This is a genomic window from Stenotrophomonas sp. YJH_SMC_36, assembly GCF_059369935.1.
On the sequence record NZ_JCAFTD010000002.1, the window covers coordinates 395,038 to 421,250 of the forward strand.

Here is a 26,213-nt window from a genome sequence, read left to right on the forward strand (position 1 = left end):
TTCCTCTCAGTGCGGGCGTTGCGTTGGGGTTGAAACTTACGTTGCGAGCTTACTTCATGTGGGCGCGTTTGCCCTGACCCAAGGCGTACACCTCGGGAGAGCGTTTGCGCGACGCTTCCGGCTTGCGGATGGAGACCTTGTCGTAGCGACGGCGCATTTCACGCACGTAGTCGTCAAAGCCCACACCCTGGAACAGCTTGATCAGGAACGCCCCGCCGGTCTTCAGGTGGTTGTCGGCGAAGTCCAGCGCCAGCTCCGCCAGATGCATCATCCGCGGCTGGTCGACCGCGTCCATGCCACTTTTATTGGGGGCCATGTCCGACAGCACAAGGTCCACCGGCTCGTCCCCGAGCATGGCTTCAAACTGAGATAGGACGGCTTCTTCCCTGAAGTCACCGTGAAGGAACTCCACGCCCGCCAGCGGCGGCATGTCCAGGATGTCCAGCGCCAGCACGCGGCCGGTATCGCCCATCTGTCTCCGAACCTGCTGAGACCATCCGCCAGGGGCGGCACCGAGGTCCACCACGACCATGTTCCGCTTCAGCAGGCGGTCACGTTCAAGCAACTCTTCAAGCTTGTAGGCCGCCCGCGAGCGCATGCCTTCGGCCTGCGCCTTCTTCACGAAGGGGTCGGAGAAGTGTTCCTTGAGCCAGCGCTGGCTGCTTTTGCTGCGGGTTGCCATTGGAAATAGGGGCTGATGGGGCCGTCATGATACCCTGATCCCCCCATTCAACCGTCTTTTCCTGCATGTCCATCGCCCTGACCGCCTCCCAGACCCGTTTCCTGCGCGGCCAAGCCCACGACCTGAAGGCCCTGCTGCAGACCGGCGGCAAGGGAGTGACCCCGGCCTTCATCGCGGAGCTGAACGAAGTGCTGGAGCGCCACGAGCTGGTCAAGGTCAAGGTCGCAGCCGAGGACCGCGAGGCCCGGGACGCGATGATCGGCGAGATCGTCGAAGCCACCGACAGTGCGCTGGTGCAGCGCATCGGTCACGTTGCCGTGCTGTATCGCCCGAGCAGGGAACAGCGCCAGATCGTGCTGCCGCGCGGCTGATCGCGCTACCGCCATGCAGCTGAACCACGAGCCGCCCGATTACGCCTACAGCCTGCGCGCTGCCGATGGCCGCTCGGCCAAGGTCAATGACACGGTGCTGGCCAGCAGCTTTCTGCTGACGCCGGACCAGCTGGTCGAACATTGGCCTGTCGCCGATGCGGCGGCGCTGACGGTGGCCGACCTGGAACCGGTGCTGGCACTGAGTCCTGCATTGATCGTGCTGGGAACCGGCGAGCGGCAGGTGTTTCCGTCGGCTGCGGTCATGGCCGCCTGCCTGTCGCGCGGGATCGGCCTGGAAGTGATGAACAACCCTGCCGCGGCGCGCACCTTCAACATCCTTGCCGGCGAAGGCCGCAAGGTGGCGGCCGCGTTCATCCTGGAAGGTTGAGGACCACCGCCGGGCATGGCCCGGCGCTACCTTGATGCGCATACGCCGGGCATGGCCCGGCGCTACCTTGATGCACGTACGCCGGGCATGGCCCGGCGCTACCGTACCTGCCTGCGCTAGCGCGCTGGCAGGTACTGCTGCGGATCGACCGGCTTGCCGTTGTAGCGGATTTCAAAGTGCAGCATGTCGCGATTCGCGCCGGTGCGCCCCATCTCGGCAATCTGCTCACCCGCCTTCACGCTCTGTCCCTCGTTGACCAGGCGCTTGCGGTTGTGGCCGTAGGCCGACAGCCACTGGTCGCTGTGCTTGATGATGATCAGCTCGCCATAGCCGACCAGTCCGGCGCCCGAGTACACCACCACACCGTTGGCGGTGGCCTTGACGGCCTGCCCGCTGGTGCCGGCAATGTCGACGCCCTGCTTGGTTGCGTCGCCGGCCACGTAGCGGCCCACGATCGCGCCATCGGCCGGCCAGCGCCAGGCGATGTTGCTCTTCACCGGACCGGCCGGTGCCGTGGCCGGTGCCGTGCTGCCGCCGCTGCGCGGCGCGGTGACCACGGTGGTCGGTGCGCGGCCGCTGCTGGCCCCCGGCGGATACAGGCGGATGACCTGCCCCGGATAGATCGTCGACGGGTTGTCCAGGCTGTTCCACGCGATCAGATCGGCCGGGGTGATGTCGTGGATGCGGGCCAGCGCGTAGATCGTGTCGCCCTTGCGCACGACCACGGTCTGCCCCGGCTTGGCCACCGAAGTCTTGGGCGTAGTGACCGCCGCCCCGCCACCACTGCCATTGGGCCGCACCACCGTGGCAGTGCCACAGGCAGCCAGGCCGGAAACCAGCAGCACCAGCGCGCCGACGCGCACTCCCTTGCTCAGACGATCAGCACTCATGCGAACTTCGACCTCCATACAAGCCAGGCGATCAGCACCACCACCAACGCGGTGGCGATCCAGCCCAGCGGTTCAATCCAGCGACGCAGCGCCGCTTCGGCGCGCGCTCCACCGATGCGGATCACGGCAGCGAGCACATACACGCGCTTGCCGCGTCCGATCAGCATGCTCAGCAGGTACTGCGGCATCGGTACGCCGACGATACCCGATGCCCACGTGAAGACCTTCATCGGGATCGGCATGAAGCCGCCCAGGACCAGGAACGTGAACACCGCCCACGGCGATTCGGCCATCTTCTCCTGCACGGTGGTGATGCCCTGTTCGATTGCCGGCAACATGCCCAGCACTTCGAACAACGGCTTGATCGCCTCGAATGCGAAGTGACCCAGCGCATAGCCGACCACGGCACCGACCATCGAACCGGCCAGGCTGAGGGTCGCGAACCACCACCCGCGCCGGGGTTGAGCCACGCACATCGGGGCCAGCATCACTTCCGGCATCACCGGAAAGATGATCGCCTCGAAAAAACTCAGCACCGTCAGGTAGGTCGGCGCGCGTTCGTGCGCCGCCCACTTCATCGCCCGCTCGTACAGCGGTCCGAAAATCTTCATGCAACCCTGCTCCGTGGATTCAATCCAGCATGCCAGACAGCAGCGGCACGAAGGTGACCGGTGCCAGCACGCGCTGTTCGACGCTGTCGTCGGCCCTGCGGTCCAGCTGCACCAGCGACTGTGCACTGGCACCGCCGACCGGCGCCACCAGCCGGCCACCTTCGGCCAGCTGCTCGATCAGTGCGTCGACCAGCGCCGGGGCCGCAGCTGTGACGACGATGGCATCGAACGGGCCGTGCTCGGCCCAGCCGACACGGCCGTCATCGTGCTTGGTGCGGATGTTCATGCCGAGTGCGCGGAACCGCTTGCGGGCCTGCCGCAGCAGGTCGCCGATGCGCTCCACGGTGTAGACCTCCAGACCCAGTGCACCAAGCACGGCGGCCTGGTAGCCGGAGCCCGTCCCCACCTCCAGCACCCGCTTGGGCGCCACCTGCACGACCGCTTCGGTCATCCGGGCCACCACCCAGGGTTGCGAGATGGTCTGGCCGTGGCCGATCGGCAGCGCGGTGTCTTCATAGGCCCGCGAGGCCAGGGCCTCGTCGATGAACAGATGGCGGGGCACCACCCGGATCGCGTTCAGCGTGGACTCGTCGACGATGCCGGCTTCGCGCAGGCGATCGACCAGACGATCGCGGACGCGCTGTGACGTCATGCCGATGCCGACGGCTTCCGGTTGCAGGCGAAGGCGTGGGCTCATGCCGGCTGGTCCAGCGCGGCGCTGAGACCGCCGACCCAGCTGGCCACTTTCTCAAGCGCCTGATAGCGGGTCAGATCCACCTGGATCGGGGTGATCGAGATATGCCCGGTACGCACCGCGTGGAAGTCGGTGCCGGGGCCGGAGTCCTGCTCGCGGCCCGCCGGACCGATCCAGTACACCTCGTTGCCGCGCGGATCCTTCTGCGGGATGCAGCCTTCGGCGCGATGGCGGTTGCCCAGCCGGGTGACTTCGAAACCCTTGACCTCGGTCCACGGCAGGTCGGGCACGTTGACGTTGAGGATGGTGTCCGCCGGCAGCGGGTCGGCCTTGAGGCGGGCGACGATTTCCACGGCGGCACGCGCCGCGGTCTCGAAGTGACGGGGATCGTGATTGCGGGTCACCAGGGACACCGCCACCGCGGGCAGGCCGAGGAAGCGCCCCTCCATCGCCGCCGAGACGGTTCCGGAATAGATCACGTCGTCACCCAGGTTGGCGGCGTTGTTGATGCCCGACACGACAATGTCGGGTTCGAACTCCAGCAGGCCGGTCAGCGCCAGATGCACGCAGTCGGTGGGCGTGCCGGCCACCGACACGGTGTAGTGATCGATGCGCTTGAGCCGGATGGGCAGGTCCAGGGTCAGTGAATTGCTGGCGCCTGAGCGATCGCGGTCGGGTGCGACCACCGTCACTTCGTGGCCGGCGTCACGCAGTACCGAGGCAAGCATCCGGATACCTGCGGCGTCGACGCCATCGTCGTTACTGACCAGAATTCGCATCTTCGATTTAACCGCTTGATTTTCCAAGAATTCGATTCCGTCACCGTGCGGTGTTGGCGGGACCGTCGTGCTTCCCTGCGGAAGCCGACGACCCTGCAGGGGCATCGTCTATTGTGCCGCATGCGAGCCGCAGGTCCTACCCTGCCGGCGGTCACGACTGGCCTCGCATTGCGATAGGCAGGCCCGCCTCACCGGTTTACCCTGTGCGCATGTCGCATCCAGAAGACGAAGACCCTGCCGCGCTCTTCCGCGCGGCCATCGGCGAAGTGACGCCGCTGCGCAAAGAGGCCGAACCCGCGCCGGCCGCTGCCCGGCCGAAGCCGCGCGCGCGCATGGCCGAACGCGACGAGGCCGAGGCCGCCGGCGAGTTCGCCCGGCTGTTGCGCGACAGCGCACCGCTGGAAGCCGGGGATGTGGCCAGCTACCGGCGCGACGCCCTTCCGCCGCGGCTGTTCCAGCGTCTCAAGCGCGGCCAGTACTCGGTGCAGGACGAGCTGGATCTGCATGGCGCGACCGCAGCGCAGGCCGAGGCCATGCTGCGTCAGTTCCTGCTGGAGGCGCACGCACATGAGTATGGCTGCGTGCGCATCATCCACGGCAAGGGACTGCAATCCGACGGTGGTGCGCCGGTCCTGAAGAATCTGGTCGACCGGCTGCTGCGCCTGCGCAATGATGTGCTTGCCTTCCATTCGGCGCCGACCAGCCAGGGCGGAACCGGTGCCGTACTGGTGCTGCTGTCCCGGCGCTGATGCAATCCGCTCAGGACTGCGCGGCGTCCTCGACCGGTCCGAGCTCGTGCAGGACCGCGGTGGCGTAGCAGCCCGGCGGCAGCGCGAACGACAGCTCAAGCACATCTTCCGCCAGCCACTGGTGCTGCAGCAGCGCAGGACGCAGGCGCAACGCGCGGCGCTCCTGCTTCAGCCGTGCCTCTTCCAGTCCGGCACGCAGCGCCTTCGATTCCTCGTCGTCGAGCGCGCGCAGTTCGAGCTCGCGGGCTGCGCCGGTACTGCGCAGCTCGCCCTCTCCCCACAACGGCGCGCTGGGATGGATATCGAACCCGGCCAGCCGCGCTGCCAGTGCATCGGTGTAAGGCTCCGGACCAAACACGCTGCGGCTGCCATCCAGCATCCACACCTCACCGTCCAGCGGCTGGTCCCAGACACCCTGCTCCACGCGTGCGGCAAGCACGCGATTGAACAGTGCTGAACGCGCAGCCGACAGCAGCAGCGAGCGCTGGTCCTTGCGCATGCGGCGGCCACCGAACATCGCCAGCGCTGCCGGAACGTTGCCGCCATCGCGGCCGAAACGCTGCTCGCCGAACCAGTTCGGCAAACCACGATCGGCAATCTGCTGCAGGCGTTCGCTGATTGCGACCGCATCGCCGCGTACCTGGCGCAGCACCAGCCTGAAACGATTGCCGGCCAGCGCGCCACGCTGCAGCTTGCGGTTGTGCCAGGTTGCATCGAGCACTTCGATATCATCGCTGGCCAGCAGCGCCAGATCCGGCGCGACGCGCTTGGGCAGATGCACACTGAAGCGCTGGGTGGTGACCGCGTGGCGATCCTTCATCCCGGCATAGCTGACCGCCATCTCCGGCAAGCCAGCCCACTTGGCCAGCACCTTGGCCACATGCACGGTGTTGGCACCGCGCTTGCGGACATGCAGCAGCAGATGCTCGCCCTCGCCCGTGGCCTCAAAGGCCGGCAGCTCGTCGACCTGGAAATCCTCCGGGGTGGTGCGGATGCGCGCCTGCAGCAGCGGCGCACCGAACGCGAGCGGCAGCGGAATCATGCCGCCACCAGCAGGACCACAGCCTGTGCCGCGATGCCTTCACCGCGACCGGTGAAGCCAAGCTTCTCCGACGTGGTGGCCTTTACGCTGACCGCATCCAGTGGCAGCTGCAACAGTGCCGCGATGCATTCACGCATTGCCAGCGCATGCGGCCCGACCTTCGGTCGTTCACAGATCACGGTGACATCGCTGTTGCCGACGCACCAGCCACGCTCACGCAGGAGAGCGTCGCAGTGGCGGACGAAGTCGCTGCTGTCGGCCCCCTTCCAGCGATCATCGCTGGGCGGAAAGTGCTGGCCGATGTCGCCCAGCGCCAGCGCGCCGAGCATGGCGTCACACAGCGCGTGCAGGATCACGTCGCCATCGCTGTGCGCGAGCACACCGTGGCTGTGCGGCACGCGCACGCCTCCCAGCATGATGTGGTCACCCTCACCAAAGGCGTGGACGTCGTAGCCCTGGCCGATGCGGACGGGCGGGAACGGAGCAGTGCTCATGGATGCAACCCTTGCAGCAGGGCCGCGCGGGCGTTCAGCCGGCGCGGCGGGAAAGTACGAATTCGAAGCGGTCCAGGTCGGCGGGCGTGGTGACCTTGAAGTTGTCCTCGCTGCCTTCAACCAGCAGCGGGCGCTGGCCCTGGCGTTCCATGGCCATGGCTTCGTCGGTGACGTCCACGCCGGACGCAGCGGCGTCGGTCAGCGCGCGGATCAACTGATGGCGGCGGAACAGCTGCGGGGTCAGCGCGCGCCACAGGCGCTCGCGTGGCTCGGTGCCGTCGATGCCACCATCGTCACCGGCCCGCTTCAGGGTGTCGCGTACCGGCGCGGCAAGAATGGCCCCGACCGGATCGGTACGGCCAACCTCCAGCAGGCGGCCCAGGTCGGCCAGCGACAGATTGGGCCGCGCCGCATCGTGCACCAGCACGAACTCATCGGCGCGGACGCTCTCCGGCAGCGCAAGCAGGCCGGCCAGCACGGAGGCGGCGCGGGTCGCCCCCCCCGTGCAGGTCAGCACCGGCTTGCCGGCCCATTCGCTCCAGCCCGGCCAATCCGCGTCATCCTCGCCGATCACCACCATCGCGCCGGCAACGGCCGGGTGGGCCAGCAGTGCCTGCAGGGTGTGGGCCAGCAGCATCTGCCCGCCCGCCTGCAGATACTGCTTGGGCAGTGGCGCACCGAAGCGGGCGCCACGACCGGCAGCGGGAACGACCACCCAGATCGCCGCGCTCATGGCACGTCCGCCGGGTGGTCGCCCGCCTGTTCGGGCATCGGCACCGGCGGCTGCGCCGGACGAACCGGCGCGTCGTCGACCACCCGGTAGAACTTCTCGCCGGGCTTGATCATGCCCAGCTCACTGCGTGCGCGCTCTTCGATGGCGGACTGGCCTTCCTTGAGGTCCTTCACTTCGGCAGCCAGCGCATCATTGCGCTGCTGCAGACCTTCGTTGTCCCGTTCCTGGCCGGCAACCTGGGCTTCGAGCATCATCACTTCCCCCGAATTGCCCGGGCCGAACCAGAAACGGTACTGCAGCCATGCCAGCAGCAGGGCCAGCACCAGCAGCAGCCAGCGCCAATCGCGCATGGCCTCAGCGCTTCAGCGAAACGAACGCGTCACGACCGGCGTAACGCGCGCCGGCACCGAGGGCTTCCTCGATGCGCAGCAGCTGGTTGTACTTGGCCACGCGATCGCTGCGGCACAGCGAGCCGGTCTTGATCTGGGTGGCAGTGGTCGCCACGGCGATGTCGGCGATGGTGGTGTCTTCGGTTTCACCCGAACGGTGCGACACGACAGCGGCGTAACCGGCACGGTCAGCCATGGCAATCGCTTCCAGGGTTTCACTCAGGGTGCCGATCTGGTTGACCTTGATCAGGATGGCATTGGCAGTACCGGAGTCGATGCCCTCCTGGAAGATCTTCGGATTGGTCACGAACAGGTCATCGCCTACCAGCTGCACCTTCTTGCCGATGCGATCGGTCAGCAGCTTCCAGCCCGCCCAGTCGTTCTCGGCCAGGCCATCCTCGATGGTGATGATCGGGTACTGCGCGGCCCAGTCGGCAAGGAAGTCGACGAACTGCTCAGAGGTCAGGCGCTTGTTCTCGCCGACCAGGTTGTACTTGCCGTTCTCGAAGAACTCGCTGGAGGCCACGTCCAGACCCAGCAGCACGTCCTCGCCCGCGGTGTAGCCGGCCTTGCCGATCGCTTCGAGAATGGTGTCCAGCGCCTCGACGTTGCTGCGGAAGTCCGGTGCGAAGCCGCCTTCGTCACCGACCGCGGTGCTCAGGCCATGCCCCTTCAGCACCGACTTCAGCGAGTGGAAGATCTCGGTGCCGGCGCGCAGCGCTTCGGAGAACGAGGTGAAGCCGACCGGCAGCACCATGAACTCCTGGAAATCGACGTTGTTGTCGGCATGCGCGCCGCCGTTGATGATGTTCATCATCGGCACCGGCAGCGACGGGGTCACGCCGGTCCTGCCGGCCAGGTACTGCCACAACGCCTGCTTGCTGGATGCTGCGGCGGCGTGCGCGGCCGCCATCGAGACACCGAGCAGCGCGTTGGCGCCCAGACGGCCCTTGTTCTCGGTGCCATCAAGGTCGATCAGGCGGCGGTCCAGGCCGGACTGGTCGGTGGCCTCGAAGCCCTTCAGCGCGGCAGCGATGGTCGTGTTGACGTTGTCGACGGCCTTGCGCACGCCCTTGCCCAGGTAGCGGGTCTTGTCGCCGTCACGCAGCTCGACCGCTTCCTTGGTGCCGGTCGAGGCGCCGGAGGGAACCGCGGCACGACCGAACGAACCGTCCTCCAGGGTGACTTCGGCTTCCAGCGTGGGGTTGCCACGGCTGTCGAGGATTTCACGGGCGTGGATGCTGCGGATCGTACTCATGGTCGGGCCGGTTACCTGTATGGAGAGGGGGCGACAAAACGAATGCCGCGTGATTATCCCCGGCTGCCCGCCCGTTGCCAAATGGCGTGAACGGCGTCAGCCCCGGCTGGCCCCCGCCCCGGCAGCAGCAGCGATACCAGGAGCACCCGCAAAGCAGAGGCAATGGCCGGACAGACGGCGCCATGCCTGCGCCGCAAGCCTGAGCGCGATCAGGCCCCAGGGCCAATCGCGTGCAGACGTGCTCGCATTCATCAGAGCACCCCGTAGGACAGCGCACCGAGCCACAGCGAAAGCAGCACAACCGCCAGCCCGGCGGCCACCCTGCCGCGATTCAGGCGCCAAGCCAGCACGGCGGCAGCGATGCAGCCGCCGGCAGTCAACAGCTCGCCGGCCAGCAGCGCCATGAAGTACGCCCGCAGATTGAGCACGCTGCTGCCATCACCCGGTGACCGCACGGACGCTGCGCCGATCAGCACCAGACCGAACACGCCCACCGTGAACAACCCCGCCAGGCCCAGTGCGATCAGGCCCCACGGCCACTGTTTCCAGTGCCGGCGGCGACGCTGGGTTTCCAGCGCCGTCCATGGGTCAGACTTCACGCGAAGCGTGAGAAACCGTGCTTCTTGGTCACCGCATCGAGCTCCATCAGCGTTTCGAGCAGTGCTTCCATCTGGTCCAGCGGCCATGCGTTGGGACCGTCGGAGAGGGCCTTGGACGGGTCAGGATGGGTCTCGGCGAACAGACCGGAGATACCCACCGCCACCGCGGCCCGGGCCAACACCGGCACATGTTCGCGCTGGCCGCCGGAGCTGGTGCCCTGCCCACCCGGCAGCTGCACCGAATGGGTGGCGTCGAACACCACCGGGCACCCGGTCTCGCGCATCACCGCCAGCGAACGCATGTCGCTCACCAGATTGTTGTAGCCGAAGCTGGCACCGCGTTCGCAGACCATGATCTGATCGTTACCGGTCGCCTTGGCCTTCTCCACGACCGGCTTCATGTCCCAGGGCGCCAGGAACTGGCCCTTCTTGATGTTGACCGGCTTCCCGGCCGAGCACACCTTGCGGATGAAGTCGGTCTGGCGAACAAGGAATGCCGGGGTCTGCAGCACATCCACGACCGAAGCCACTTCGTCCATCGGGGTGTACTCATGGACGTCGGTCAGCACCGGCACGCCGATCTGCTTCTTGACCTCGGCCAGGACTTTCAGCCCCTCCTCCATGCCCGGGCCGCGGAAAGCGGTACCAGACGTGCGGTTGGCCTTGTCGAAGCTGGACTTGAAGATGAAGTTCACACCGAGCTTGCCGGTGATCTCCTTCAGCTTGCCAGCGGTATCGAGCTGCAACTGCATCGACTCGATCACGCAGGGGCCGGCGATCAGGAACAGGGGCTGGTCCAGCCCCACTTCGAATCCACACAGTTTCATGGCGTTTCCTTAGAGTTGTCCGCTACATCGAACGGGCCGATGCACTTGGTTCAAGCGAGCAAGATGGGGCCTGGCGGGCCCCATCGCAAGTCAGGCGCGCGCTTCCTGCAACAACTGGCCACCGGCCTTGCGCTCGCGTGCCGCGCGGATGAAGCCGATGAACAGCGGGTGGCCGTCACGCGGCGTGGACAGGAACTCCGGATGCGCCTGGCAGGCCAGGAACCAGGGATGCGCATCGCGCGGCAGCTCGACCACTTCCACCAGGGTGTCGTCCATCGACTTGCCGGCGATCACCAGGCCGGCGTCTTCCAGCTGGGTGCGGTAACGGTTGTTGAACTCATACCGGTGGCGGTGGCGCTCGGCCACCACGTCCTTGCCGTACAGCTCACGCGCCAGCGTGCCCGGCTTCAGGCGCTGCTCCTGCAGGCCCAGACGCATGGTGCCGCCCAGGTCGCTCTTGTCGTCGCGCTTCTCGACGTCACCGGCAGCGGTGCGCCACTCGGTGATCAGGCCGATCACCGGATTTGGCGACTGGCGATCATTCTCGGTGCTGTTGGCACCTTCGAGGCCGACCACGTTGCGCGCGTAATCGACCACGGCCGCCTGCATGCCGTAGCAGATGCCGAAGTACGGCACCTGGTTCTCGCGGGCGAACTTCGAGGTCAGCACCTTGCCTTCGAAACCACGGTCGCCGAATCCGCCCGGCACCAGGATGCCATCGACATCGGCCAGCGCGGCCATGTCCGTGCCTTCCAGGTCCTGCGCTTCCAGCCACTTCAGATTGACCCGGGTGCGCTGGCGCAGGCCACCATGCTTGAGTGCTTCGCCGACCGACTTGTATGCATCCTGGTGGTCGACGTACTTGCCGACCACGGCGATGGTCACCTCGTCGAGCGGATGCAGCGTGGCGTCGACCGCGTCCTCCCACACCGACAGATCGACAGGACCGGCCTTGTCAGCGAGCTTCAGCTGGTTGACGACAATCTCATCCAGGCCCTGCGCATGCAGTCCCGAAGGGATGCGATACAGCACATCCACGTCCGGCACGCTGATCACGGCGCGTTCGGAAACGTTGGTGAACTGGGCGATCTTGCGACGCTCCGAATCGGGCACGGCCTGCTCCGAACGGCACAACAGCACATCCGGCTGGATGCCGATCGAACGCAGCTCCTTCACCGAGTGCTGGGTCGGCTTGGTCTTCAGTTCGCCGGCCGCGCCGATGTACGGCACCAGGGTGAGGTGCATGAACAGCGCCTTCTCCGGACCACGCTCGGTACGCACCTGGCGGATCGCCTCCAGGAACGGCAGCGATTCGATGTCGCCGACGGTGCCGCCGATCTCGACCAGGGCGACGTCATAGCCTTCGGTGGCTTCGTCGATGCAACGACGGATCTCGTCGGTAATGTGCGGAATGACCTGCACGGTCGCGCCAAGGTAATCGCCGCGACGCTCCTTGCGGATCACGTTCTCGTAGATGCGACCGGTGGTGACCGAATTCTTGCGGCTCAGGCGCGTCCGCACGAACCGCTCGTAGTGGCCCAGATCGAGATCGGTCTCGGCACCGTCGTCGGTGACATAGACCTCGCCGTGCTGGAACGGGCTCATGGTGCCCGGATCAACGTTGATGTAGGGGTCGAGCTTCATCATCGTGACCTTCAGGCCACGGGCTTCGAGAATGGCGGCCAGCGACGCAGCGGCAATGCCTTTGCCGAGCGAGGACACCACGCCGCCGGTTACGAAAATCAAGGGAGTCATGGCTGCAAGCATCCTGTCTGGAAATGGAAAACGACAGCGCCACGCACGCCCTGGGGGCGGACATGGCGCTTGAAGGGGGTTTTCCGGTTCGCTGGGGCAGCGAGGGAGGTGCCGATCCGTGCGGCGGCTGGCGCCAGACGGTAACCATCGCGCGAGGTCGGGGCAACCGCGCCGGTCACATCGACCGTCACCTGCGACCCGCATTGCTGGAGGCCACGCATGGCCGTGCCAGCCCATTCGCAAATGGTGGACACGCACTACTCCCGGAAAGCCATAGTTTACAGATAGATGGCCGCCAACCCAAGAGGCTTGTGCAGGCCGACCGAACGAAAAACGCCCCCTTGCGGGGGCGTGGCGTCGCCAGAAGTCCTCTTCTACAGGGCTTCCGTGGGAAAGGGAGGGTGAGCGTGCGCTCAGCGCTTCTTGCGCGCCTCTTCCTCTTCTTCCTGCTGCGGAACCGGCTGGCCCTTGGCCTTCAGCTCCGCATTGGCCTGCGCGCGGCGCTTGGCCTTGGCGTCGGCTTCGGCCTGTGCCTTGTCGGCCTGGTCACCCTGCTGCGGGGGGGCCGGCTGGCCGGCGTTCTGCGCCATCACCAGCGGCACCGCAACGGCGGCAGCGGCCAGGATCGCAATGGTCAGCAACTTCTTCATGGAGTCCTCCTCGCGGTATGGCTGGGACATGGGGACGCTGGCGTCCGGATTCCAGCGGCTGCCATTTTACCCCCTCCCCGGTGGCGAGGCTGAACCGCAGGCGTGCAAATTCGCCGCCCAGACCGCACACTTGCGCGTCGCTCCGCGCTTTAGAACATAGATGAACGCCCGCTATAACGCCGCCGATATTGAAGTCCTGTCCGGCCTTGACCCGGTCAAGCGCCGTCCCGGCATGTATACCGACACCGCGCGCCCCAACCACCTGGCGCAGGAAGTGATCGACAACTCGGTGGACGAGGCCCTCGCCGGCCACGCCCGCTCGATCGAGATCACCCTGTACAAGGACGGCAGCGTGGAGGTCAGCGATGACGGCCGTGGCATGCCGGTGGACATCCATCCGGAAGAGAAGATCCCGGGTGTCGAGCTGATCCTGACCCGCCTGCACGCGGGCGGCAAGTTCAGCAACAACAACTACACCTTCTCCGGCGGCCTGCACGGCGTCGGCGTCAGCGTGGTCAACGCGCTGTCGACCCTGGTGGAGGTGCACATCAAGCGTGAAGGTGCCGAACACCGCATCACCTTCCGTAACGGTGACCGCGCCACGCCGCTGGAAGTGGTGGGCACGGTCGGCAAGAAGAACACGGGCACCCGCGTGCGCTTCTGGCCGGACCCGAAGTACTTCGATACACCGAAGTTCGCGGTGCGCGCGCTCAAGCATCTGCTGCGCGCCAAGGCGGTGTTGTGCCCGGGCCTGACCGTGAAGCTGACCGACGAAGCCACCGGCGAAGTCGACACCTGGTACTACGAGGACGGCCTGCGCGACTACCTGAAGCTGGAGCTGGGCGAGCGCGAAATGCTGCCGGCCGACCTGTTCGTCGGCAACCTGAAGAAGGACACCGAAGTGGTGGACTGGGCCGTGGCCTGGCTGCCGGAAGGCGAGCTGGTCCAGGAAAGCTACGTCAACCTGATCCCGACTGCCCAGCACGGTACCCACGTCAACGGCCTGCGCACCGGCCTGACCGAGGCGCTCCGCGAGTTCTGCGACTTCCGCAACCTGCTGCCGCGTGGCGTGAAGCTGGCGCCGGAAGACGTGTGGGACCGCGTGTCGTTCGTGCTGTCGCTGAAAATGACCGATCCGCAGTTCAGCGGGCAGACCAAGGAACGCCTGTCCTCGCGGCAGGCCGCCGGTTTCGTGGAAGGTGCCGCGCACGATGCATTCAGCCTGCTGCTGAACCAGAACGTGGAACTGGGCGAGAAGATCGCGCAGATCGCCATCGAGCGCGCCAGCGCACGCCTGAAGACCGAAAAGCTGGTGGTCCGCAAGAAGGTCACCCAGGGCCCTGCCCTGCCGGGCAAGCTGGCCGACTGCATCAGCCAGGACCTGTCGCGTACCGAACTGTTCCTGGTGGAAGGTGATTCGGCAGGCGGCAGCGCCAAGCAGGCACGCGACAAGGATTTCCAGGCGATCATGCCGCTGCGCGGCAAGATCCTGAACACCTGGGAAGTCTCCTCCAACAGCGTGCTGGCCTCGGAAGAAGTGCACAACCTGGCCATCGCCATCGGCTGCGATCCGGGCAAGGATGACATCAGCGGCCTGCGCTACGGCAAGGTGGTGATCCTGGCCGACGCCGACTCGGACGGCCTGCACATCGCGACCCTGTTGACGGCGCTGTTCCTGAAGCACTTCCCGGCGCTGGTCGACGCCGGCCACGTGTTCGTGGCAATGCCGCCGCTGTTCCGCATCGACGTGGGCAAGCAGGTCTTCTACGCGCTGGACGAGGAAGAAAAGCGCTCCATGCTGGACAAGATCGAGCGCGAGAAGATCAAGGGCGCGGTCAATGTGACCCGGTTCAAGGGCCTGGGCGAGATGAACCCGTCGCAGCTGCGTGAGTCCACCATCCACCCGGACACCCGTCGCCTGGTGCAGCTGACCGTGGACGATCGCGAGCAGACCCGTTCGCTGATGGACATGCTGCTGGCCAAGAAGCGGGCGTCTGACCGCAAGGGCTGGCTGGAGACCAAGGGCGATCTGGCGTCGCTGGAAGTCTGATCCCAGCGCGGGCCGGGGCCGTTTCCTGTCGGGAAACGGCTCTGGCTGCATGGCCTGGCAGTGCCGGTCCAGGCCGCCCACCGGGGCATTACACCCCCATCGGCAAACCCTGCGGGTCCATAATGCGCGCTCATCCGCGTGGACCACCGCATTGCCCAGCCACTCGCTGCTGTTCCCCGGCCTGCCCCTGCACAGCACGCGGCTGGTCCTGAGCCCGATCCGTCGTGATGACGCTGCTGCGTTGTTCACGCTGCAATCCAACCCGGCGGTCATGCGCTGGTGGAACCATCCTGCCTGGAAACGGCCGGGCGAAGCCCGCGAACAGATCGACGACGACCTCGCCGCACACGCCATCGGCACCCAGCTCAAGCTGGCCGTGCGCGAATCGCTGGAAGGGCCGTTGCTGGGCATCTGCGTGGTGTTTGCCGTAGATCGCGATGCTGCGCGTGCCGAGATCGGCTATCTGCTGGCACCTGAGGTCCAGGGCCGGGGCTACATGCATGAGGCGTTGCAGCAGGTGCTGGCCTACCTGTTCCGGACGCTGCGCCTGCATCGCGTCGAAGCCGAGATCGATCCGCGCAATGCGGCCTCCGCGCACGTGCTTGAACGCCTCGGCTTCCATCGTGAGGGCCTCCTGCGCCAGCGCTGGCGCATCCAGGGCGAGTTGGCCGACTCGGCTGTGTACGGGCTGCTGGCCGATGACGAAGCCGCGAGCGCCCTGCCCACTTGACCCAATCTGGCCGCAACCGACGACAACGCCCGGCCATGGCTTTGGACACATACGGCGCGGCACCCTGGAGGCCTAGCATCGAAACCCCCTTCCGCTGCCGATCCGGTGCCATGAAGTCCCTGCTGCACACTGCCGCGCTCTGCGTCGGCCTGCTCATTGCTCCTGCCAGCGTGCTGGCCGCGCCCGCCGCCGAATCCAAGCCCGACGCCAGGGACGACAAGACCGAAGCACCTGCGCTGCCGGCCGACGCCTCCACCCGCCAGAGCATCCGCCTGGCGGGCCGCACGCTCGACTACACCGCCACCGTGGGGACCCTGCCGGTACGTGACGAGAAGGGCAAGGTGATCGCCGATGTGGTGTTCACCGCCTACACGATGCCCGGCAAGGACCGGCCGGTGACCTTCGCGCTCAACGGCGGGCCCGGCGCGTCCTCGGTGTATCTCAATCTGGGCGCCATCGGCCCGAAGGTCGTGACCTTCGGCTCGGAGGGCGACAGCGCGTCGGCGCCGGCCACGCTGCACGACAATCCGGGAACGTGGCTGGACTTCACCGACCTGGTCTTCATCGACCCGGTCGGCACCGGCTTCAGCCGTGCCCGCATCGGCGATGACGAAGCCAAGAAGGCACTGTACAACCCCAGTGCCGACATCGAGTACCTGTCGCGATCGATCTACGACTGGTTGCTGCACAACCAGCGCATGGCGTCGCGCAAGTATCTCACCGGTGAGAGCTACGGTGGCTACCGCGGCCCACGCATCACCCACTACCTGCAGACGCGGCTGGGCGTTGCGATGAACGGCCTGGTGCTGGTCTCGCCGTACCTGAGCCCGACCCTGGAAGACAACGCCGACGTCTCGCCGATGGCGTGGATGCAGACGCTGCCGTCGATCGCAGCGGCGCACCTGGAGCGCCAGGGCCGCCTGACCGACGCGGCGATGCGTGAGGTGATCGAGTACACCCGCGGCGATTACGCCACCGCCCTGATGAAGGGCCGCAGCGATCCGCAGGCCACCGAAGCGATGCTGCGCCGGGTCACCGAGCTGACCGGGCTGGACCCGCAGTTCGTGCGTCGTGCCGGCGGCCGCCTGGAAACCCAGGCCTATCTGCGCGAAGTGTTCCGCGACAAGGGCACGCTGGGAAGCCGCTACGACTCGAACGTGACGGCGTTTGATCCGTTCCCGAACGATCCGGAACAGCGCGCCAACGATCCCCTGCTCGACAGCATCATCGCGCCGACCACCACCGCGATGGTCGACTTCGTCACCCGCGTGGTGGGCTGGAAGGTCGATGCGCGCTACCAGGCATTGAACTACGAGGTGAACCGGCTGTGGGACCGCAACGGCGACCTGCGCCAGGGTGCGGTGACCCAGCTGCGGCAGGCTGTGGCGATCGATCCGAATCTGCAGGTGCTGATCGCGCACGGCTGGAATGACCTGTCATGCCCGTTCATGGGCTCGATCCTGACCGTGGACCAGATGCCGGCGATGGGCAGCAACCCGGACCGCGTGCAGGTGCGCAGCTACCCGGGCGGGCACATGTTCTACAGCCGTGCCGACAGCCAGGCGGCATTCCGCAAGGATGTGCAGGCACTGTTCCAGCGCAACTGAGGGGTTCGGCCGGGTCGCGGCCCGGCGCCCGCTGACGGCAACGGCAACGGCAAAAGCCGGGTTTCCGTGGGCTGGCGAGGTTCCTGCTGCTGTTGGTGGGTGTCGACCTTGGTCGACACGCTGGATACGGAAAAACGATCTGCCCATGAAAAAAGCCCGCCGGAATCCGGCGGGCTTTTTCATTTCCGGGGTCAGATCCCTATCTGCAGGGAAAGGGCTCTGACCCCAGGGTTGCTGGCATCAGGTCCAGCCGAACAGCTCGAACAGCTTCAGGATCAGGTACGCACAGCCGCCTGCCGCCGGGATGGTCAGGATCCAGGCCCAGACGATGCGCTCGATCACGCCGAACTTCAGCGAACGCGGATTCTTGGCAAAGCCCACGCCCATGATCGCGGTGGAGATGCTGTGCGTGGTCGAGACCGGCATGCCGAAATGGGCGGCCAGGGTCAGGATGGTGGCCGAGCTGGTCTCCGCCGCGAAGCCGTGGATCGGATGCAGCTTGACCATCTTGTGGCCCAGCGTCTTGATGATCTTCCAGCCACCCGAAGCCGTACCGGCGGCCATCACCACCGCACAGGTCAGCACGATCCACATCGCGATGCCGTCACCGGCCTGCGCATCCGGGTGCATGAAGGCCAGCCAGGACGGCAGGTTGTCCAGTGCACCGGTGGCTTCGGCACCGATCAGGGTCATGGCGATGATGCCCATGGTCTTCTGTGCGTCGTTGTGCCCGTGTGCGAAGCCCATGTAGGCGGCCGAGACGATCTGCGCCTTGCCGAAGAAGGCATTGACCCAGCGCGGACGGGCCAGGCGGCCAATCGCACCACCGATCCTGGCCAGACCCGCAATCAGGCCCCACAACAGCACCATCACCACGATGCCCAGCAGGAAGCCGGCAATCGGCGAGGTGATCATCGGCACGAACACCTTCCACAGCAGGCCCTTGTTCTGCGCCCAGCTGCCGAGCCGCTCGGACCAGATCAGCGCATCCCAGTTGTTGTGGGCGGCCGCCAGGCCGGCGCCGCACAGGCCACCGATCAGGGCGTGCGAGGACGAGGACGGCAGTCCCTTCCACCAGGTGATCAGGTTCCAGATGATGCCGCCCAGCAGGGCGCACAGGATCACCTGCGGGGTGACATCGACCACGTTGGTGTTGAGCAGGCCCGACGCAATGGTCAGCGCGACCGCGGTACCGGTCAGGGCACCGATCAGGTTCATGAAGGCGGCGAGCATCACCGCCCAGCCGGGCGAGAGCACCTTGGTCGCCACCACGGTGGCGATGGAGTTGGCGGTGTCGTGGAAGCCGTTGATGAACTCGAAGACGAGCGCAGCCAGGATCACCACCAGGACGAGGGTCAACATGCGGCGGCGTCCGTCAGCTGTTCTTCAGCACGATCTGGTACGCCACCACGCCGGCCTCGCGGCAACGGTCGATGGCTTTTTCCAGGATCTCGAAGAATTCCTTGAGCAGGAACATCTGCAGGTTGTCCAGGCGCCCGGAATAGATGTCACGGTACAGCTCCAGCATCAGCCGGTCGGCCTCGTTCTCCAGCGAGCGCAGCTTCTCGTTGAGCGCGGTCATCCGGTCCAGGTTCATGTGGCGCAGGTCGGCCACCATCTCCACCACCACGCCGGCGGCCTGCTCCAGCATCGCCGCGCGCGGCGCGAAGTCGATGTGCTCCAGGTGGGTCGTGGCCAGCGAATAGCGATCGGCGAACTTCTCGATCTGCTTGGGGATCTTGTACAGCGCCGACCCCAGCGCTTCGATGTCTTCACGCTCGATCGGCGTCATGAAGCTGTCCACCAGCGCCTGGCTGATCTTGTCCGACGCCGCGCGCTCGCGCAGGCGGGCCAGCTTGAAGGCGTCCAGCGCGGGCTGGCGGTCGGCCTCGCGCAGCATGGAATGCAGCGCCTTGGCGGCGTCGGAGGCCGCGACGGCAGCCTCATCGAGCAGGGTGTAGAACTGTTTGCCGGAACCGAAAATGGTCTGCAGAGAGAACATTGAGAAACCTGTCAGCCGTCGCGGGAAGGACGGCACCGGACGGAATTATGACGGCTAGATGACCATCTCGGGTATCCCCGCCCCCTTTCCGGGGGTGGAACCCGCCAACCTGAACAGGCAGTTGCCACCTTGCCACGGCCCTTTGCTAAGATGCCAGCGCGCCCTCGGGCGCACCTTATGGACGACGACCCTTATCCCCCAGCGCCGCGCCGGACTCTGCTCCTGAGCGCCTGCCGCCATCGCAAGCACCCGCCCTCCCTGCCACCAACCGGGGACGACGCCCGTGTTTGAAATGATCCTGATTGTCTTCGCGCTGGTTCTGTTGAACGGCTTCTTCGCCATGTCCGAGATGTCGGTCATGACCTCGCGCAAGAGCCGTCTCAAGCAGATGGCCGGCAGCTCCAAGCGCGCCGCCAAGGCCCTGGAGCTGTCCGAAAAGCCCGAGAGCTTCCTGTCCACGGTCCAGATCGGCATCACCGTCATCGGCGTGCTGACCGGCTACCTGGGCGGCGACGCCATCGGCGACGCCATTGCCGGCTGGCTGCAGGGCCTGATGCCCGGCTTCACCTACGCCTCCCAGGTCGGCACCACGCTGGCCGTGACCCTCATCACCTTCGTGACCCTGATCTTTGGTGAGCTGGTGCCCAAGCGGCTGGCCCTGACCCGCTCCGAGGCCATTGCCAGCCTGGTGGCCATGCCGATGAGCTGGCTGGCCAAACTGGCCCTGCCCTTCGTCTGGCTGCTGTCCAGGACGACCCAGCTGGTGCTGAAGGCACTTGGCCTGGGCAAGGACGAAGCCGCCTCGGTGACCGAAGAGGAGATCCGCATGCTGGTGGCCGAAAGCCACGAGGCAGGTGTGATCGATACCCATGAGCGCGACATGATGAACCGCGTGATGCGGCTGGGCGATCGCACCGCCGACAGCCTGATGACGCCGCGCAACCGGATCGCCTGGCTGGACACGCAGGCCGGCCTGGACCGCAACCTGGAAATCATGGCCGAGCATGAGTTCTCGCGCTATCCGGTCTATCGCGACAACGACATGGATGTGGTTGGTGTGCTTGAACTGAAATCGCTGGCGACCCGCATGGCACGCGGCGACAACGCGCTGTTCCAGACCCTGCGCGAGCCGTTGTACGTTTCCGAGTCCACCCATGCGATGAAGCTGCTGGAGATCTTCCGGGAAGAACAGCAGTCGATGGCGCTGGTCGTCGACGAATACGGCGAGATCCAGGGACTGGTCACCATCAGCGACCTGATGGGCGCAGTGGTCGGCCGCCTGCAGGCGGTGGAGAATGCCGACGAGGACGCACTGGTGGTGACCCGTGAGGACGGCTCGCTGCTGGTGGACGGCTCGCTGCCGGTGGACGACCTCCGCGAGCTGATCGGCAGCAACGAGCTTCCCGACGCCGAAGAGGGCGACTACTACACCCTGGCCGGCATGTGCATCCACTACTTCGGCCGCATCCCGCACGCGGGCGAGTACTTCGACTGGGCCGGCTGGCGCTTCGAGATCGTCGACCTGGACGGTGCACGTGTGGACAAGCTGCTGCTGCGCACGCTGTCGGACGAGCAGGCCGATGAGCTCACCGCCTGAGTCCGGCCCGCGCGACGCAGCACCTGCCTATCGCAACGAAGGCATCCGCACGCTGCTGGAAATGTTCGCCTGGGGTGATCCGGCCCAGCACATGAAGCTGGGCCAGATCCTGCAGGATCTGCAGCAGAGCGCCTTCGGCGTTTTCCTGTTCGTGGCGATCCTGCCATCGTTCATCCCGATTCCGGGGCTGGGCGGTGCGGTCAGTGGCCCCCTGGTGATCCTGATCGGCCTGCAGATGCTGTGCTGCATGCGGCGCCCCTGGCTGCCGGGCTTCATTGCCCGCCGCGGGCCGAAGCGCGGCACCATGCACCGGTTCCTGGACCGCATCGACCGCCCGCTGCGGCGCTTGGACCGCATGCTCAAGCCACGCCTGCCACAGCTGCTCAAGCCGCTGCCGGCCCACGCGTTCACCGGCGCACTGCTGGTCCTGCTGGGCATCCTGCTGTCGCTGCCGATCCCGTTCACCAACTATCTGTTCGGCTTCCAGCTGCTGTTGTTCTCGCTGGCCCTGCTCGAGCGCGACGGCGCGCTGATGCTGGTCAACTGGATCGGAGCATTGGCGGCAATCGCGTTCTTTGGTTTCAGTTCCGGCCAACTCGTGAGCTACACCGTCGAACTGTTCCAGCGCTGGTTCTGAACCGGGCCCATCAACGCAGGTCGACGAAACCGTTGTCGGCAAGCTGGCCTGGCTCATCCTGTACCGCAGACAGCACGAACGTCAGCGCCCTGCCCAGCAGCGTGCCCGGTCCATCCCAGTACTCGGCCGATTCAGCCTGCACGTGGATGAGCCGAAGGTTCGGATCGTCCTTGCCGCCGGGGAAGAACAGCTTCATCGCTGGCGACCACAGCGCTTCCACCTTGGCTCGATCGTCGACGATGCGCGCATTGCCCGCCACCGACACATAGGTGTTCTTCGACGTCGAGGCGTAGGCCACGTTGACCCGCGGATTGAGTGCGATCTCCGCCACCTTCGGGCTGTCGGCTGCGGTAGCGAACCAGAGGTCACCATCGAAGGCGACCTGCTGGGTACCAAGCGGACGGCTGTACAGGCGACCATCGACACCGACCGTGGTGAACATCGCCACCTCCACGTCCTTGATCAGTTCGGCCAGCTGGGCGATGTGTTCTGCGCGGGAATCCGACATGGGGAGCTCCAGGGGTAGGGAGCCCCCATCAGACGCGGAAGGTCTGCAATGCGCCGTGATGCAATCGTTCAGCCCGCGTGGCGATCGTGCCACGCCCGCATGGTCAGCTCGAACGAGCGCAGCCTCGCGCGATGGTCATACAGATTGGCGGTGAGCATCAGTTCGTCAGGTCGATGGCGTTCGACGAACGCGGCGATACCCTCGGCCACCTGCTGTGGATCACCCAGCACCGTGCACGCCAATGCCCGCTCGACACCCAGTTTCTCGTGCGGCTCCCAGAACGATTCGATGTCGTCGATCGGTGCCGGGATCTTTCCGGGACGCCCCCGGCGCAGATTGACGAAGCTCTGCTGCTGGCTGGTGAACAGGCGGCGCGATTCGGCTTCGCTGTCGCTGGCCACCACGTTCAATGCCAGCATCGCGTGCGGTTGCTTCAACGTGGCCGAAGGACGGAATTCGCGGCGGTAGACTGCCAGCGCCTCATCCATCGCGTCCGGGGCGAAGTGCGAGGCGAAGGCGTACGGCAGCCCCATCGATGCCGCCATGCGCGCACCGAACAGGCTGGAACCCAGGATCCACGTCGGCACCCGCAGGCCGCCGCCAGGCACGGCCTGCACCGCCTGACCGGGCTGGACCGGCTCGAAGTAATGCAGCAGCTCACGCACATCCTGCGGGAACTGGTCAGCGCTGTCGAAATAGCGCCGCAGCGCGCGGGCGGTCGGCTGGTCGGTGCCGGGCGCCCGCCCCAGCCCCAGATCGATGCGGTCCGGATAGAGCGAGGCCAGCGTGCCGAACTGCTCGGCCACCTGCAGCGGCGCATGGTTGGGCAGCATGATGCCGCCTGCACCGACACGGATGCGCTGCGTGCCACCGGCAACGTGCCCGATCAGCACGGCGGTGGCCGCGCTGGCGATACCGGGCATGTTGTGGTGTTCGGCCAGCCAGTAGCGGCGGTAGCCCAGCGCATCGGCATGCTGGGCCAGTGCCAGCATGTTGGAGAAGGCGGCAGTGGTATCGCTGCCCTCGCAGACCGGGGCCAGGTCGAGGATCGACAACGGGATCATCAGGCGGTTTCCGTCAAAAGATCCCCTCTGCATGGGGTCGGCCCGGCACGGCGGCCAGTGCCGGTGGCGGGACGCTGATTCCTGCCGGGCGGGTCAGCTCCCCAGGTGGACCGGACAGCCGTGCACGACCGGCGCCCGGGACGGCCGCTCAGAAGGCGCTGGGGCGTGGTTCCGGCAGCGGCTCATCCACCAGCGGCCTGAGCTCCGCATCCAGCGCCACCCGTTCATCGAACACGAAACAGCGCCCGTCGTAGCCCTCGCCGCCCACCTCCTCGAAGTAGCCGAGAATGCCGCCGTCGAGCTGCAGCACGTTGTCCATGCCGTCATTGAGCATCCACAGTGCGGCCTTCTCGCAGCGGATGCCACCCGTGCAGAAGCTGACCACGGTGCTGTCCTTCAATGCGTCGCGGTGCGGCGCCAGGGCCTCCGGCAGATCGGTGAACTTGTGGATCGGCAGCACCAGCGCGTCCTTGAACGTGCCGTACTCCACCTCCTGCAGATTGCGGGTATCGAGCATCACCACCGGCTTTCCCGCATCGTCGTGACCCTGCCGCAGCCAACGTTGCACGGTGGCCGGATCGACCGCCGGCGCGCGTGGATAGGCCAGCGGCTGGCCGTCATCGCGGCGGAAACTGATGATCTCCGGCTTCACTCTGGCCTTGAGCCGTGCGAAGGGCTGATGCTCGCTGAAACTGGTCTTGACCCGCATTCCGGCCAGACGCGGATCCTCACGCAGCGCCGCGTAGAAGCCCTCGATGGCGGCCGGGGCGCCCGCCAGGAACAGATTCAGGCCCTCGCCCGCCACCAGGATCGTGCCGCGCAGCCCAGCCGCTTCGGCACGCGCCAGCAGTTGGTCGCACAGAACCTCGGGGGCGTCGACGGCGGTGAAATGATAGGCGGCGGTATTGGCGATCATCCGCGCATTTTAGCGCCTGGCCGCCACCGGGTCAGGCCCCGGGGTCAATGATCGGCGGCTGGAGCGCCCTACCCCCGCAGCAGCATGAACGGCAGCAGCACCAGGGCAGCAGCGCCCAGCATCGCCAGCAGTACCAGCACGACATACAGCGGCCGGCGCCGCAGCAGGCTGCCGAAGGTCTCGGCCGTGCCATCACGCAGGGCCTGCTCACGCTCGGCCCGGATGCGTGGCGCGCGCTCGGCCTGGTACTCGGCCATCAATGCCTTGGCGCGCGCATGATCGCCGTCCTCGCGGAGCCACAGCCCGCCATTGGAAATGCCCCAGGGACTGGGCTCGGTGCGGTACCAGGCGATGCCGTGGCGATCCAGGAGCGTGCAGACGTCGGCGTATTCGTCATCGCCGACATTGCGCAGATTGAGCAGGAGTTTGGCCATGGCGCCATGATACCCGGCGCCGATGCGCTACCCTTGCCGCCCTCGCCCTGCGCCCGACGGAGATGCCCGATGCGCCGACTGCTGCTTCCCCTGTTGCTGTCCCTTGCTGCTGCCGGCTGCTCGATGGAGCCGTCCGGCCCACCACCGGGAGGCACGCTGAACACCTTCGAGCGCATCGACACCCAGCCCGGTACCGGGGCCGAAGCGGTGGCGGGACGGAAGGTCACCGTGCACTACACCGGCTGGATCTACGACAACCGCACCGAGAGCAAGCATGGCAAGACATTCGACAGCTCGGTCGGACGCGGCCAGCCGTTCACCTTCGTGCTCGGTGCCGGCCAGGTCATCCGCGGCTGGGATGAAGGCGTGGCCGGCATGAAGGTCGGCGGCAAGCGCACCCTGATGATCCCCCCGGACCTGGGCTACGGCAGCCGTCGCGCCGGCCCGATCCCGCCGGGCTCCTCGCTGGTGTTCGATGTCGAGCTGCTCGATGTCCAACCCTGATCCACATGCACCGCGCCGCGTGGCTGTCGTCGGTGGCGGCCCCGCGGGGCTGTTCGCCGCGGAGCGCCTGCGCGCTGCCGGCCTGGACGTGGATCTCTATGAAGCCAAGGGTTCCCCCGGTCGCAAGTTCCTGATCGCCGGCAAGGGCGGGCTCAACCTGACCCACTCCGATGCGCGCCCGCTGTTCGACAGCCGCTACCGCGAGCAGGCCGGTGAAGTCGGCCGCTGGCTGGACGGGTTCGACGCGCAGGCACTGCGCGACTGGGCCGCCGATCTCGGCGTGGAGACCTATGTCGGCAGTTCGGGCCGCGTGTTCCCGGTCGATCGCAAGGCTGCGCCCCTGCTGCGCGGCTGGGTGCGCCGCTTGAAGGAGCAGGGCGTACGCCTGCACGTGAATCACCGCTGGTGCGGATGGGCCAGCGACGGCGCGCTGCGCTTCAACACCGAAGACGGCCACCTCGACGTGCACGCTGATGCCACCATGCTGGCGCTGGGCGGCGGCAGTTGGCCGCATCTCGGCAGCGACGGTGCCTGGGTGGCACCGCTGCAGGCGCGCGGCGTGGACATCGCGCCGTTACAGGCCGCCAACTGCGGGTTCGACGTCGACTGGACGCCCCTGTTCGCCCAGCGCAATGCCGGTGCCCCTTTGAAACCAGTGGTAGCGCATTGGATCGACCTGACAGGCCAACCACGGTCACTGCAGGGCGAATGCGTCGCCAGCGACTATGGCATCGAAGGCAGCCTGATCTACGCGCTGTCGGCCGACCTGCGCGAAACCATCAACCGCGAGGGTTGTGCGCCATTGTGGCTGGACCTGGCACCTGGCCGCGATGAAGCACGCCTGCTGGCCGATCTGTCGCGTCCACGCAAGGGCCGCAGCTTCGGTGAACACCTGCGCCGCCAGGCCGGGGTGGACGCAGTGAAAGCGGCACTCGTGTTCGAGCACCTCGGCAAGGATGCGGGCCACGATCTTGCTGCGGTCGCAGCGACGCTCAAGCGCCTGCCGCTGAAACTGCTGCGCCCGCGGCCGATGGCCGAGGTGATCAGCACAGCCGGAGGGGTAAGGCTGGACGCGATCGATGCAGGGCTGATGCTGCGTGCCCTGCCCGGCGTGTTCTGCGCAGGCGAAATGCTGGACTGGGAGGCGCCGACCGGCGGCTACCTGCTGACGGCCTGCTATGCCAGTGGCCTGCGCGCCGCCGAAGGCGTGATCCAGTGGTTGGCCACACGCTGAATCGCCTGCGGTAGCAGCG

General features: G+C 66.5%; 30 protein-coding genes. 10 read left to right on the plus strand and 20 right to left on the minus strand.

Going from position 1 to position 26,213, the window contains the following annotated elements; genetic code table 11:
• Positions 1 to 49: 49 nt before the first annotated feature.
• Positions 50 to 682, minus strand: a complete 633-nt coding sequence (gene rlmE, locus AC5P76_RS05020; protein WP_053519736.1) for a 23S rRNA (uridine(2552)-2'-O)-methyltransferase RlmE — start codon at positions 680 to 682, stop codon at positions 50 to 52.
• A gap of 65 nt (positions 683 to 747) precedes the next feature.
• Between rlmE and yhbY the strand changes: the two genes are divergently transcribed.
• Together yhbY and AC5P76_RS05030 are read left to right on the plus strand one after the other, a co-directional pair.
• Complete coding sequence (yhbY, locus tag AC5P76_RS05025) at positions 748 to 1,053, plus strand: ribosome assembly RNA-binding protein YhbY (RefSeq protein WP_053519735.1); 306 nt, start codon at positions 748 to 750, stop codon at positions 1,051 to 1,053.
• A 13-nt stretch (positions 1,054 to 1,066) separates the two neighbouring features.
• A complete protein-coding gene (locus AC5P76_RS05030) occupies positions 1,067 to 1,441 on the plus strand; it encodes an Mth938-like domain-containing protein (protein WP_053519734.1) in 375 nt (124 codons plus the stop codon).
• A 116-nt stretch (positions 1,442 to 1,557) separates the two neighbouring features.
• Here the strand turns inward: AC5P76_RS05030 and AC5P76_RS05035 are convergent, their stop codons facing one another.
• From AC5P76_RS05035 to surE, 4 genes are read right to left on the minus strand one after another with little or no spacing between them, the layout of a single operon-like run.
• A complete protein-coding gene (locus AC5P76_RS05035) occupies positions 1,558 to 2,331 on the minus strand; it encodes a peptidoglycan DD-metalloendopeptidase family protein (RefSeq protein WP_053519733.1) in 774 nt (257 codons plus the stop codon).
• The gene (locus AC5P76_RS05040; RefSeq protein ID WP_053519732.1) at positions 2,328 to 2,942 is read right to left on the minus strand and encodes a YqaA family protein; all 615 of its coding nucleotides are present in this window, start codon (positions 2,940 to 2,942) and stop codon (positions 2,328 to 2,330) included. Before AC5P76_RS05040 ends, AC5P76_RS05035 begins: the two co-directional genes overlap by 4 nt.
• A gap of 19 nt (positions 2,943 to 2,961) precedes the next feature.
• A complete protein-coding gene (locus AC5P76_RS05045; protein WP_253119746.1) occupies positions 2,962 to 3,639 on the minus strand; it encodes a protein-L-isoaspartate(D-aspartate) O-methyltransferase in 678 nt (225 codons plus the stop codon).
• The gene (gene surE, locus AC5P76_RS05050; protein ID WP_053519730.1) at positions 3,636 to 4,415 is read right to left on the minus strand and encodes a 5'/3'-nucleotidase SurE; all 780 of its coding nucleotides are present in this window, start codon (positions 4,413 to 4,415) and stop codon (positions 3,636 to 3,638) included. Before surE ends, AC5P76_RS05045 begins: the two co-directional genes overlap by 4 nt.
• A gap of 209 nt (positions 4,416 to 4,624) precedes the next feature.
• Here surE and AC5P76_RS05055 point away from each other — a divergent pair, with 209 nt between their 5' ends.
• Positions 4,625 to 5,164, plus strand: coding sequence for a Smr/MutS family protein (locus AC5P76_RS05055; RefSeq protein ID WP_065181254.1), 540 nt, complete (start codon positions 4,625 to 4,627; stop codon positions 5,162 to 5,164).
• Between the two features lie 10 nt (positions 5,165 to 5,174).
• Here AC5P76_RS05055 and truD read toward each other — a convergent pair whose 3' ends face one another.
• The 9 genes from truD to AC5P76_RS05100 form a co-directional block, all read right to left on the minus strand.
• A complete protein-coding gene (gene truD, locus AC5P76_RS05060; RefSeq protein WP_164152232.1) occupies positions 5,175 to 6,206 on the minus strand; it encodes a tRNA pseudouridine(13) synthase TruD in 1,032 nt (343 codons plus the stop codon).
• Positions 6,203 to 6,700, minus strand: coding sequence for a 2-C-methyl-D-erythritol 2,4-cyclodiphosphate synthase (ispF, locus tag AC5P76_RS05065; RefSeq protein WP_197570955.1), 498 nt, complete (start codon positions 6,698 to 6,700; stop codon positions 6,203 to 6,205). The genes truD and ispF overlap by 4 nt, the downstream gene beginning before the upstream one ends.
• A gap of 34 nt (positions 6,701 to 6,734) precedes the next feature.
• On the minus strand, positions 6,735 to 7,433 hold the full coding sequence (gene ispD, locus AC5P76_RS05070) for a 2-C-methyl-D-erythritol 4-phosphate cytidylyltransferase (protein WP_053519726.1): 699 nt from the start codon (positions 7,431 to 7,433) through the stop codon (positions 6,735 to 6,737).
• Positions 7,430 to 7,783, minus strand: a complete 354-nt coding sequence (gene ftsB, locus AC5P76_RS05075; protein ID WP_053519725.1) for a cell division protein FtsB — start codon at positions 7,781 to 7,783, stop codon at positions 7,430 to 7,432. The genes ispD and ftsB overlap by 4 nt, the downstream gene beginning before the upstream one ends.
• A gap of 4 nt (positions 7,784 to 7,787) precedes the next feature.
• Positions 7,788 to 9,080, minus strand: coding sequence for a phosphopyruvate hydratase (gene eno / locus AC5P76_RS05080; protein ID WP_053519724.1), 1,293 nt, complete (start codon positions 9,078 to 9,080; stop codon positions 7,788 to 7,790).
• Between the two features lie 251 nt (positions 9,081 to 9,331).
• Positions 9,332 to 9,679, minus strand: a complete 348-nt coding sequence (locus tag AC5P76_RS05085) for a hypothetical protein (protein WP_053519723.1) — start codon at positions 9,677 to 9,679, stop codon at positions 9,332 to 9,334.
• The gene (gene kdsA, locus AC5P76_RS05090; RefSeq protein ID WP_053519722.1) at positions 9,676 to 10,506 is read right to left on the minus strand and encodes a 3-deoxy-8-phosphooctulonate synthase; all 831 of its coding nucleotides are present in this window, start codon (positions 10,504 to 10,506) and stop codon (positions 9,676 to 9,678) included. The genes AC5P76_RS05085 and kdsA overlap by 4 nt, the downstream gene beginning before the upstream one ends.
• Positions 10,507 to 10,596: 90 nt before the next feature.
• Complete coding sequence (gene pyrG, locus AC5P76_RS05095; protein ID WP_065174923.1) at positions 10,597 to 12,261, minus strand: CTP synthase; 1,665 nt, start codon at positions 12,259 to 12,261, stop codon at positions 10,597 to 10,599.
• Between the two features lie 413 nt (positions 12,262 to 12,674).
• Positions 12,675 to 12,911, minus strand: coding sequence for a hypothetical protein (locus AC5P76_RS05100; protein WP_253119743.1), 237 nt, complete (start codon positions 12,909 to 12,911; stop codon positions 12,675 to 12,677).
• A 160-nt stretch (positions 12,912 to 13,071) separates the two neighbouring features.
• On the opposite strand from AC5P76_RS05100, the gene parE reads away from it, so the two are divergent.
• The 3 genes from parE (at position 13,072) to AC5P76_RS05115 (ending at position 17,298) form a co-directional block, all read left to right on the plus strand.
• Entirely contained in the window at positions 13,072 to 14,961 is a 1,890-nt protein-coding gene (gene parE / locus AC5P76_RS05105; RefSeq protein WP_053519719.1) for a DNA topoisomerase IV subunit B, read from the plus strand.
• 151 nt (positions 14,962 to 15,112) lie between these two features.
• Positions 15,113 to 15,691, plus strand: a complete 579-nt coding sequence (locus AC5P76_RS05110) for a GNAT family N-acetyltransferase (RefSeq protein ID WP_253119740.1) — start codon at positions 15,113 to 15,115, stop codon at positions 15,689 to 15,691.
• A 110-nt stretch (positions 15,692 to 15,801) separates the two neighbouring features.
• Positions 15,802 to 17,298: a S10 family peptidase gene (locus AC5P76_RS05115; RefSeq protein ID WP_253119737.1), complete on the plus strand. Its 1,497-nt coding sequence runs from the start codon at positions 15,802 to 15,804 to the stop codon at positions 17,296 to 17,298.
• Positions 17,299 to 17,538: 240 nt separating this feature from the next.
• Here the strand turns inward: AC5P76_RS05115 and AC5P76_RS05120 are convergent, their stop codons facing one another.
• Entirely contained in the window at positions 17,539 to 18,660 is a 1,122-nt protein-coding gene (locus AC5P76_RS05120; RefSeq protein WP_053519810.1) for an inorganic phosphate transporter, read from the minus strand.
• Positions 18,661 to 18,673: 13 nt separating this feature from the next.
• Complete coding sequence (locus AC5P76_RS05125; RefSeq protein ID WP_004152833.1) at positions 18,674 to 19,300, minus strand: DUF47 domain-containing protein; 627 nt, start codon at positions 19,298 to 19,300, stop codon at positions 18,674 to 18,676.
• Between the two features lie 292 nt (positions 19,301 to 19,592).
• On the opposite strand from AC5P76_RS05125, the gene AC5P76_RS05130 reads away from it, so the two are divergent.
• Both AC5P76_RS05130 and AC5P76_RS05135 read left to right on the plus strand, forming a co-directional pair.
• Positions 19,593 to 20,897, plus strand: a complete 1,305-nt coding sequence (locus AC5P76_RS05130) for a hemolysin family protein (RefSeq protein ID WP_065174920.1) — start codon at positions 19,593 to 19,595, stop codon at positions 20,895 to 20,897.
• A complete protein-coding gene (locus AC5P76_RS05135) occupies positions 20,881 to 21,534 on the plus strand; it encodes an exopolysaccharide biosynthesis protein (protein ID WP_053519808.1) in 654 nt (217 codons plus the stop codon). The genes AC5P76_RS05130 and AC5P76_RS05135 overlap by 17 nt, the downstream gene beginning before the upstream one ends.
• 10 nt (positions 21,535 to 21,544) lie before the next feature.
• Here AC5P76_RS05135 and AC5P76_RS05140 read toward each other — a convergent pair whose 3' ends face one another.
• From AC5P76_RS05140 to AC5P76_RS05155, 4 genes are all read right to left on the minus strand, one after another.
• Complete coding sequence (locus AC5P76_RS05140; RefSeq protein ID WP_053519807.1) at positions 21,545 to 22,042, minus strand: pyridoxamine 5'-phosphate oxidase family protein; 498 nt, start codon at positions 22,040 to 22,042, stop codon at positions 21,545 to 21,547.
• A gap of 68 nt (positions 22,043 to 22,110) precedes the next feature.
• The gene (locus AC5P76_RS05145; protein WP_253119733.1) at positions 22,111 to 23,106 is read right to left on the minus strand and encodes an LLM class flavin-dependent oxidoreductase; all 996 of its coding nucleotides are present in this window, start codon (positions 23,104 to 23,106) and stop codon (positions 22,111 to 22,113) included.
• Between the two features lie 148 nt (positions 23,107 to 23,254).
• Positions 23,255 to 24,022 (minus strand): sulfurtransferase, encoded by a 768-nt coding sequence (locus AC5P76_RS05150; protein ID WP_253119731.1) that lies wholly within the window; start codon positions 24,020 to 24,022, stop codon positions 23,255 to 23,257.
• Positions 24,023 to 24,090: 68 nt separating this feature from the next.
• Positions 24,091 to 24,456, minus strand: coding sequence for a DUF6164 family protein (locus AC5P76_RS05155; RefSeq protein ID WP_053519804.1), 366 nt, complete (start codon positions 24,454 to 24,456; stop codon positions 24,091 to 24,093).
• 69 nt (positions 24,457 to 24,525) lie between these two features.
• Here AC5P76_RS05155 and AC5P76_RS05160 point away from each other — a divergent pair, with 69 nt between their 5' ends.
• On the plus strand, positions 24,526 to 24,960 hold the full coding sequence (locus AC5P76_RS05160; protein ID WP_253119727.1) for an FKBP-type peptidyl-prolyl cis-trans isomerase: 435 nt from the start codon (positions 24,526 to 24,528) through the stop codon (positions 24,958 to 24,960).
• Positions 24,947 to 26,194, plus strand: coding sequence for a TIGR03862 family flavoprotein (locus AC5P76_RS05165; RefSeq protein WP_253119724.1), 1,248 nt, complete (start codon positions 24,947 to 24,949; stop codon positions 26,192 to 26,194). The genes AC5P76_RS05160 and AC5P76_RS05165 overlap by 14 nt, the downstream gene beginning before the upstream one ends.
• Positions 26,195 to 26,213 lie beyond the last annotated feature (19 nt).